The organism is Chryseobacterium sp. BGARF1, from assembly GCF_001677955.1.
GTDB lineage: Bacteria > Bacteroidota > Bacteroidia > Flavobacteriales > Weeksellaceae > Chryseobacterium.
On record NZ_LELA01000046.1, the window covers coordinates 1 to 8218 of the forward strand.

Consider the following 8218-nt stretch of genomic DNA (forward strand, 5'->3'; position numbering starts at 1 on the left):
AAAATTGTGAGTTTTAAGTGAGCGCGTCAGGATTCGAACCTGAGACCGTCTGCTTAGAAGGCAGATGCTCTATCCAGCTGAGCTACGCACCCATTGAATAGTTTTGAGAAAACTATTAAAACAGTCGGGGCGGCAGGATTCGAACCTGCGACCTCCTGGTCCCAAACCAGGCGCGATGACCGGACTACGCTACGCCCCGAGAATAATAAATGCGGAGAGTAAGGGATTCGAACCCTTGGTACCGTTACCAGTACGCATGTTTAGCAAACATGTCCTTTCGGCCACTCAGGCAACTCTCCTAAATAACGTCTTTTTGAATGATCGCTGCTCCGTTATTGCGAGTGCAAATATAGAACAGATTTCTTTATTTACCAAATAAATTTCAGAAAAAAATTGTGTATTTTTACGCTTATAAATGATTAAAAATTTAAACTAATGCGTAAGACATTATATATCATAAGCTTAAGTACACTTGTTTTTTCATGTACTTCACAAAAAAATATTAAAAAAAATACATACCGTTCCAAAACTCCAGTCTCACAACCAAAAACTGTAACTAATTCTACTTCTCAGGAAAAAATTAAACCACAAATAACAAAAGAAAGTGGAGTAGAGTTTTTTACTACCAATATTGCAGATATCACTAAAAATGATAACACGGCAAGTTACGGTTCTATTGTTTCAGCAAAACCTGCAGGATACAAAGTTGTAAAAACTCATTTCCCCGCAATTGCACAAAATTTCAGACAAAAGTATCTTATTCTTCATTACACCGTTTTACCGGATGATAAATCGATAACAGTTCTTACTCAGCAAGGAGTGAGTGCACATTATCTTGTAAATAATTTAGGTGACAATGAGATCTATCAATTGGTAGACGAAAACAAACGTTCTTATCACGCAGGAGTAAGTGCATGGCGCGCAGATAAAAACCTAAACGATACTTCAATTGGAATTGAGATCGTAAATATGGGGTTTACAGCTGATGCAACTGGAGCAAGGACTTTTCAGCCTTTCAGTGACGACCAAATTAAAAAAGTAGCTGCTTTAGCTAAAGATATTGTAACCAGATATAATATTCCTGCAACCAATGTTTTGGCGCATTCAGATATTGCACCATTAAGAAAACAAGATCCGGGTCCACAGTTTCCGTGGAAAAAGCTTTACGACGAATATCAAGTCGGAATGTGGTATGACGAAGCTACAAAACAGAATCTTTTGACCAACGCACAAACCGATGTTTCTACGAGATACAATGAGTCTCCGTTCATCTTTTTAGTACAGACTGCATTACAAAAATTTGGCTACGATATTTCGCCTAACGGAAAATGGGATGATGCAACCAAAAAAACAATTGAAGCATTGCAATATCACTTCAGACCTCAAAACTACAATGGGATCATGGATGCCGAAACATGGGCAATTCTTCAAGCTTTAAATCAAAAATATCCTACAAAATAAATTTTTAAAGCGCATCTTTACGGTGCGTTTTTTATTAATCAAATAATTAAACTATTAAATAATATTTAATGGAAAATTTCAGACAAGAAAGCGATTTACTGGGTGAACTAAATGTTCCGGTAAATGCTTATTACGGAGTTCAAACTCAGAGAGCAATTGATAATTTCAAAATTTCGGGGCAGCTTTTATCATCGTATCCGGAATTTATCAAAGGGTTGGCGTATGTGAAAAAAGCGGCTGCTAAAACCAATTATGAATTAGGTCTTTTAGATCAGGATCTATATTTTAAAATTGCAGAAACTTGCGACGAGTTGATTGGCGGATTGTTCCACAGTGAATTTCCGGTAGACATGATTCAGGGTGGAGCAGGAACTTCTATTAACATGAATGCTAATGAAGTAATTGCCAACCGGGTTTTAGAAAAATTAGGAAAAAGTAAAGGTGAATATGAATTCTGTTCACCAAACGATCATATCAATCTTTCGCAGTCTACCAATGATGCATATCCTACAGCAATCAAAATGGGATTGTTGCAGATGAATGAAACGTTGGTGAAAAAACTGATAGGGATTGTGGAAGCTTTCCGTGCAAAAGGTGAAGAGTTTCATGATGTCATTAAAATGGGAAGAACGCAGCTTCAGGATGCTGTTCCGATGACGATGGGACAAGAGTTTGAAGCATTTGCAGCTACTTTAGAAGAAGATATTTCAAAACTGAATAATAATGCCAATCTGTTTGTTGAAGTCAATATGGGCGCAACGGCTATTGGTACAGGAATTAATGCTCCAATCGGTTATGCAACGCTTTGTGCTAAAAATTTAGCAGAATTAACAGGATATCCGGTTATTTCTGCTCCCAATTTGGTGGAAGCAACTCCGGATACAGGTTCATATGTGATTTATTCTTCAGCAATGAAGCGCCTTGCCGTGAAACTTTCTAAAATCTGTAATGATTTAAGATTGCTTTCTTCAGGGCCTAGAGCCGGATTATCTGAAATCAATCTTCCTCCGATGCAGCCAGGTTCATCGATTATGCCAGGGAAAGTAAATCCGGTAATTCCGGAAGTGGTTAATCAGGTTTGTTTTAAGGTAATTGGAAATGATTTGACAGTGACTTTTGCTGCTGAAGCAGGACAATTACAGTTAAATGTAATGGAACCTGTACTTTCGCACGCGATTATGGAAAATATTCACTTCTTGTGCAATGCTCTAGAAACGCTTCGTGAGAAATGTGTGATCGGAATTACTGCCAATAAAGATGTTTGCCTGAATATGGTAAAACACAGCATCGGGATTGTAACCGCTTTAAATCCTTATATCGGGTATAAACAATCTACAAAAATTGCAAAAGAAGCTTTAGAGACAGGCAAAAGTGTTTATAATCTGGTTTTGGAACAAAACTTACTTTCGCAGGAGAGATTAGATGAAATTCTAGACCCTAAAAACATGCTGACTCCGCACAATAAATAATAGTAACGACAATTGATAAATGATAATTGATGCAAGCTAACTGTTGAATTTTATCATTTATCAATTATTATTCATCATTGATAATTTACATTGAAATTTTTAATCATAATTCCTGCACACAACGAGGAAAATAACCTTCCGTTTACTTTAGATTCTTTACAACAGCAAAGTTTTAAGGATTTTAAAGTAGTGGTTGTTAATGACGGTTCAACTGATTTAACTTCAGAAATCATTAAAAAATACACTCTTCAGGATTCCCGATTTGAAACCATTAATTTGGAAAAATCGCTTCATCAACCAGGCTCAAAGGTGGTTGCGGCTTTTAAAAACGGTTTACAAACTCAGGATTTGAATCAATTTGATATTATTTGCAAGTTTGATTCAGATATTATTCTTTCAGAAAATTATTTACAAACTGTTGCAGATTCTTTTGTGAAAAACCCTGATTATGGTTTGGTTGGAGGACTATTGTATGTTGAAAAAAGTGGAGAATGGGTGTATGAAGGAAATTCCAACAAACATCATGTTCGCGGTCCGATGAAAGCGTATCGAAAAGAATGTTTTCTTCAAATGGGAGGCTTGCGAGAAACATTGGGTTGGGATAATATTGATGCAATTCTTCTGCAAAATTTAGGTTGGAAAGAAGTTGTTCTTCCTGATTTACACGTAAAATTAATTAAAGTAAAAGGTGCAGATTATACCATAAAACCAGCTGATTATTATGGACGATATTTTTATTTTTTAGGCTTAAACCGTTTCCTGACTTATGTTGCGGCAGCAAAAGAATCTGCAAAAATAAAATCACCTTCATTTCTGTTTCAGATTATCAGTTCATACGAAAAATGTAAATCTCAAAATCTTGAGTTGAAAATTTCAAAAGATGAACAGAAAATAATTAATCAGCAGCGTTGGAATCAGTTTAAAAAGAAGTGGTTTAAAATTTAAAATGTGACTTATTTTAAATTTTAATAGGAATGGGCTTTAGCCCGTTTAAAAAAATAGAATCATTTCATTGGCTTTAGCCTAAACTTAACATCTAAATTTTAAATTTTCATTTTGAAAAAAATAGCTTACATAGAAATCGATACTCATGCAGAAATTGCAGCTGATTTTATGGATCTGATGAAAGATTCAAAAGGGTTTTCTGTGGACTATTATTTTTCTGAACGAATTAGAAATCAGATTAATACTCACGGTGTACCTATTTTTTTATCTGATAATTCAATGATTTTAGATCAGTTTAAATCTAAAAAATATGATTTAATAATTATAGGAACGGTTCATCGATATTTCAATACTTTTTTGAATATTACCAATAAATATAAAACTGCTGTAATTGTTCATAATCTTAATTTTTCAAAGGCTTCCAAATTAGATTTAATCAAAAATGTTTTCAAGGAAGATGTTATTTATCGATTGAAATTATGGTGGAAGGAAGGTCTTTTTAATACATCAAAAGTTTATAAAAAATCAAAGAATCTTTTGGTTTTGGATAAAGAATTCTCTTCGCATGAATATCGGTTTTTACCACTTTTTTATACAAAATCCATTGAGTTACCTGTAAATAAAATATTTACAGTAATTATCCCGGGTGGAGTTTCTCAGAAAAGACGAGATTATGAAAACGTAAATAAGATTATTTTAGACTTAGAAAACAGAATGAAAGGAGGTTATAAACTGAAAAACCCACTTATTGAATTTGTATTTCTTGGAAAAGCTAAAGACGACGAATTAAAGGAGCTTATCGATTTGGAACGTTCTCTTGAGCATATCAATATTACCTATTTCAAAGAAAGAGTTTCACAGGAAGATTTTGAAATATGGATGGAAAAAGCGGATGTTTTGTGGTGTCCAATTCAACAGCAAACCGAATTTTTCAGCCAAAAAGAAGTGTACGGAAAAACAAAAATGACCGGAAACATTGGTGATGCAATAAAGTTTGGTAAAATCGCAGTTTTCCCTGAAAATTATATTTCAAATCTTGATTTTATCGTTGCAGAAAAAGAAAATGTTATTGAGCAGTTTTACGAATTACAGAATGTTCAATATGATTTTCAGAAAGAATACAACAAGCAAACAGTTCTTAAAAATTTAGAAGATCTTCTTCACAAACTTACTTAAATTTCAAGATACTTTTAAAGAATTTCATATTCAGATAATCTTCAATTGGGAATATTTTGGTGAAATGATTTCCAATAAATATAAGCACTAAAACAACAGCCGGTTTATAAATAAGATTGATGAAATTATTATCAAAAACAGGCAAAACAATAGCCACCGTAATCGCTAAAGTACAAATAATCGACACGAAGATCATTTCAATAGAAAAGGGCGAGACCTTAAACACGAAATAATTGAAAATAACTTTAATAAGATTGTAAAGAGTAACCGAAATTGCGGTTGACAGAGCAATTCCTATCAATGAAAGATCGGTGTGGTTGATGAAATACCAGTTTAAGCTGATCGTTAAACCAGCCAATAAAAGCATTACGATAATATTGAATTTATAATATCTTGAAAGCGAGATAATATTTCCGTTAAAACCTGTCGCTAGATCCATTAGAACAGCAGAACCCCAAATCCAGATTACGGGTTCATACATTCTCAGTAAATCTCCTTTATTGGGCATGAAATAAGTTAAATACGGGAATCCTACCATGATACAGCCAAACAATACGGCTCCCAAAAAGTAAATGGTCAACGATGTTTTTTTGTGAAATCTGTCGAGTTCTAGCATGTCTCCATCGGCAAGATTCTTTCGTATAATTGGTGCCGAAATATTAAATAATCCCAATTGCGGAATGGATATCAATGAAATAAGTGCCAATAAAATGCTGTAAACAGCAATCTCTTCTTCACCAATAAATTCACCAATCATATAATTGTTGATCGCCATATGATTTCCGAAAGTTCCTAAAAAACCAAAGAAACTATACGCTGCAAATTCTTTATAGAAATTGTCTTTTTTAAAGTAATCTCTGCTGAAATCAAGGTGTATTTTATCAAGTTTGTTGGTGTAATAAATATATCCTGTAAGCATTAAAGCGAACATTCCGAAGAAAAAAGCCAATGCAATCTGCTCTGAAAACTGAAAATAAAAAAACAGACAGAAAGACCCTAAGTTGGCTAATTTCGGTAAAAGATTGTCGAAGATATTAGAAACAACAATTCTTTTGTAATTGGAAATATATCGGTTAAAGATTGCACATAAAGAAAGCGTTAAAACAAGCGGCAAAATGTATTTTTTGCTTACCCAGATTTTCATTTTTGTAAATTCAGGGAAAAAGCTTGGGATAAGGAAAAAAACAACCAAAAAGATTAAAAAATTAATAGAAACCAATGCTAAAGAAAGAGACAACATGTTTTGATGTTTGTCATCTTCGTGAGCTTTGCCAAAAAACTTCACATTCGAATATGAAATTCCCAACACAACAAAAGGAACCAGCATTTCTGCAGCAGACATAATGTATCTTAGTTTTCCGTAAAAAAAGAGGTCGTTGGTGAAAATAAAGATGGAGAACATCCCGATCAACGTCGCGACGTACCCGATAATGGAATACTTAAAACCCTGCCTTGCTACTACACTCATATTTAGATTTTAAACGTTTTTGGGAAGGAAAATGATATTGTTGATGTAGTCGGTTTTATTCTTTTCGTCGCTGATGTTTTTTAATAGAATCTCTTCGGTCAATTTTTCGAGAGTAAATGTTTTTCGGTGTAAATAATGGGCTTCAAAACCCCAGTTTTCAACTTCGGAAATTTCGTTCCAAATCGGCTGTTCGTGGTGTCTTTGTTCCATTTCAACCATTAAAGTAGGTTTGAATTTCTGTATGGTTTCTTTTCCGCCAAAAAGAGTTTTCATTTCGTTTCCTTCCACATCGATCTTGATGAAATCTATTTTTTTGATGTTTTTAGATTTCGCCCAATCATTCAGTTTTACAACTTCTACGGTTTCTGTATAAGAGTTTTCTTCGTCTTTTTCTTTGTAAGAAGTATTTAAAGTACCTCTTGAAGCAACCATTTTTCCTTTAATAATCGGAACTTTAAACTGTGCCGTTGTGTTTTCGTCAGAAAGTGCCACAGAAGAAATGTTCATTGTCGGAAACAATCTTTTCAGTCGAATATTGAGTTTTTTATTGGGCTCAAAAGCAAAAATATTCTTGTGATTCAATTTGTTTTCAAACTGATAAAGAAACGTTCCTACATTGGCTCCGATGTCAAAAATTATGGCATCGTTTTGTAAATATTCTTTGATCCAAACTAGCTCTGGTTCTACATTACGACCCGAAAAATTTTCTTTGCTGAGATTTTTTAAACTTTTAAAATACCTCTGTTTATAAAAACTTGGACTGATGTATTGTAGTTTTTCTGCGAGTTGCTGGTATAAAGACATTGTATGGAAATTTGACGACCAGCAAAGGTAATGAAAAATGTTAAATTGTTGTTAAAAATATTTAATTGTAATAAATTGATTATCAGTGTTTATTTTGCTTTTGTTTAATTTTGGAGGTTTGAAATTGAGGTATCTAGAAAATCATTCAAAGGTTTTGCAGCTTCAAATATTTTTGAAATGTTTTTTACTGCATTTTTTTCCATCAAATCTTTGTCGGTCATGTTGTGTACACCAATAAAACTTTTCAGTTTTAAAAACTCGCCCATTGGATTGTCTTTTTCAAAACCTTGAGGTATATTTTTTAGTTTGTGTTCCTGGTCAAGCTCTCCATAATATTTTTTGAAATCCTTATCTTCAATACTGGTTAAGAATTCGTCTTTAAAAACAGAGATTTCTTTTCTTATTTCTTTTAAAACCGGTGAATCAGGTAAATAAATTCCGCTTCCTAAAAAAGATTTTCCGGGTTCTACATGAAGGTAAAATCCAGCTTTTGTATTTATTTTCCCCATTCCAAGCGATGCACCGAAATAGGTTTTGTAAGGTGTTTTGTCTTTTGAAAATCTGGTGTCTCGATAGATTCTTAGTAATGATTTTTTGGCATCGAGTTTTAAAATAGTTTCATCAAATTTCCCCATTTCGCTAATCAATTCTTCGGTGAAATCTTGGAAATCTGATTGAGCTTCAAGAAAAAGATTTTTATTATCGTTAAACCATTCTCGGTTGTTGTTTTTCTCAATAAGTTTTAAAAAATCAAATAGCTTGGATGAAATCTGAGATGCCATATTTTAAATTTTAATCAAATGTAAATAATATTATTTGAAATTATTATCCCATAAGTTTTCATTATTTCATAATTATTAATCTATAAAACGTATTATCTGTTAATTGTGGCTAT

At 33.2% G+C, this 8218-nt stretch carries 7 protein-coding genes and 3 tRNA genes; 4 read left to right on the forward strand and 6 right to left on the reverse strand.

Annotated elements, in window-relative coordinates:
- Nucleotides 1–18: 18 nt before the first annotated feature.
- The 3 genes from AB671_RS09425 to AB671_RS09435 all read right to left on the reverse strand — a co-directional run bounded on the left by AB671_RS09425 (nt 19) and on the right by AB671_RS09435 (nt 299).
- Nucleotides 19–92, reverse strand: a tRNA-Arg gene (locus tag AB671_RS09425).
- A 32-nt stretch (nt 93–124) separates the two neighbouring features.
- A tRNA-Pro gene (locus AB671_RS09430) sits at nt 125–199 on the reverse strand.
- A gap of 13 nt (nt 200–212) precedes the next feature.
- Nucleotides 213–299, reverse strand: a tRNA-Ser gene (locus AB671_RS09435).
- Between the two features lie 136 nt (nt 300–435).
- Here AB671_RS09435 and AB671_RS09440 point away from each other — a divergent pair.
- The 4 genes from AB671_RS09440 to AB671_RS09455 all read left to right on the forward strand — a co-directional run bounded on the left by AB671_RS09440 (nt 436) and on the right by AB671_RS09455 (nt 5051).
- Nucleotides 436–1461, forward strand: coding sequence for an N-acetylmuramoyl-L-alanine amidase (locus tag AB671_RS09440; protein ID WP_066676598.1), 1026 nt, complete (start codon nt 436–438; stop codon nt 1459–1461).
- Between the two features lie 68 nt (nt 1462–1529).
- Nucleotides 1530–2930: an aspartate ammonia-lyase gene (aspA, locus tag AB671_RS09445; protein WP_066676597.1), complete on the forward strand. Its 1401-nt coding sequence runs from the start codon at nt 1530–1532 to the stop codon at nt 2928–2930.
- A gap of 90 nt (nt 2931–3020) precedes the next feature.
- Nucleotides 3021–3875, forward strand: a complete 855-nt coding sequence (locus tag AB671_RS09450; RefSeq protein ID WP_066676596.1) for a glycosyltransferase — start codon at nt 3021–3023, stop codon at nt 3873–3875.
- A 111-nt stretch (nt 3876–3986) separates the two neighbouring features.
- A complete protein-coding gene (locus AB671_RS09455) occupies nt 3987–5051 on the forward strand; it encodes a hypothetical protein (protein WP_066676594.1) in 1065 nt (354 codons plus the stop codon).
- Here AB671_RS09455 and AB671_RS09460 read toward each other — a convergent pair.
- From AB671_RS09460 to AB671_RS09470, 3 genes are all read right to left on the reverse strand, one after another.
- Nucleotides 5044–6519, reverse strand: coding sequence for a lipopolysaccharide biosynthesis protein (locus AB671_RS09460; protein WP_066676592.1), 1476 nt, complete (start codon nt 6517–6519; stop codon nt 5044–5046). The two genes, AB671_RS09455 and AB671_RS09460, sit on opposite strands and share 8 nt — an antisense overlap.
- 9 nt (nt 6520–6528) lie before the next feature.
- Nucleotides 6529–7323: an FkbM family methyltransferase gene (locus AB671_RS09465; RefSeq protein WP_066676591.1), complete on the reverse strand. Its 795-nt coding sequence runs from the start codon at nt 7321–7323 to the stop codon at nt 6529–6531.
- Between the two features lie 104 nt (nt 7324–7427).
- Complete coding sequence (locus AB671_RS09470; RefSeq protein WP_066676589.1) at nt 7428–8105, reverse strand: DUF2461 domain-containing protein; 678 nt, start codon at nt 8103–8105, stop codon at nt 7428–7430.
- Between the last annotated feature and the right edge of the window lie 113 nt (nt 8106–8218).

Bases quoted from the DNA above. Each gene is read 5' to 3' on its own strand.
- AB671_RS09470 (WP_066676589.1), bottom strand. From the start codon at position 8,105: ATGGCATCTCAGATTTCATCCAAGCTATTTGATTTTTTAAAACTTATT.
- AB671_RS09440 (WP_066676598.1), top strand. From the start codon at position 436: ATGCGTAAGACATTATATATCATAAGCTTAAGTACACTTGTTTTTTCA.
- AB671_RS09460 (WP_066676592.1), bottom strand. From the start codon at position 6,519: ATGAGTGTAGTAGCAAGGCAGGGTTTTAAGTATTCCATTATCGGGTAC.
- AB671_RS09465 (WP_066676591.1), bottom strand. From the start codon at position 7,323: ATGTCTTTATACCAGCAACTCGCAGAAAAACTACAATACATCAGTCCA.
- aspA (WP_066676597.1), top strand. From the start codon at position 1,530: ATGGAAAATTTCAGACAAGAAAGCGATTTACTGGGTGAACTAAATGTT.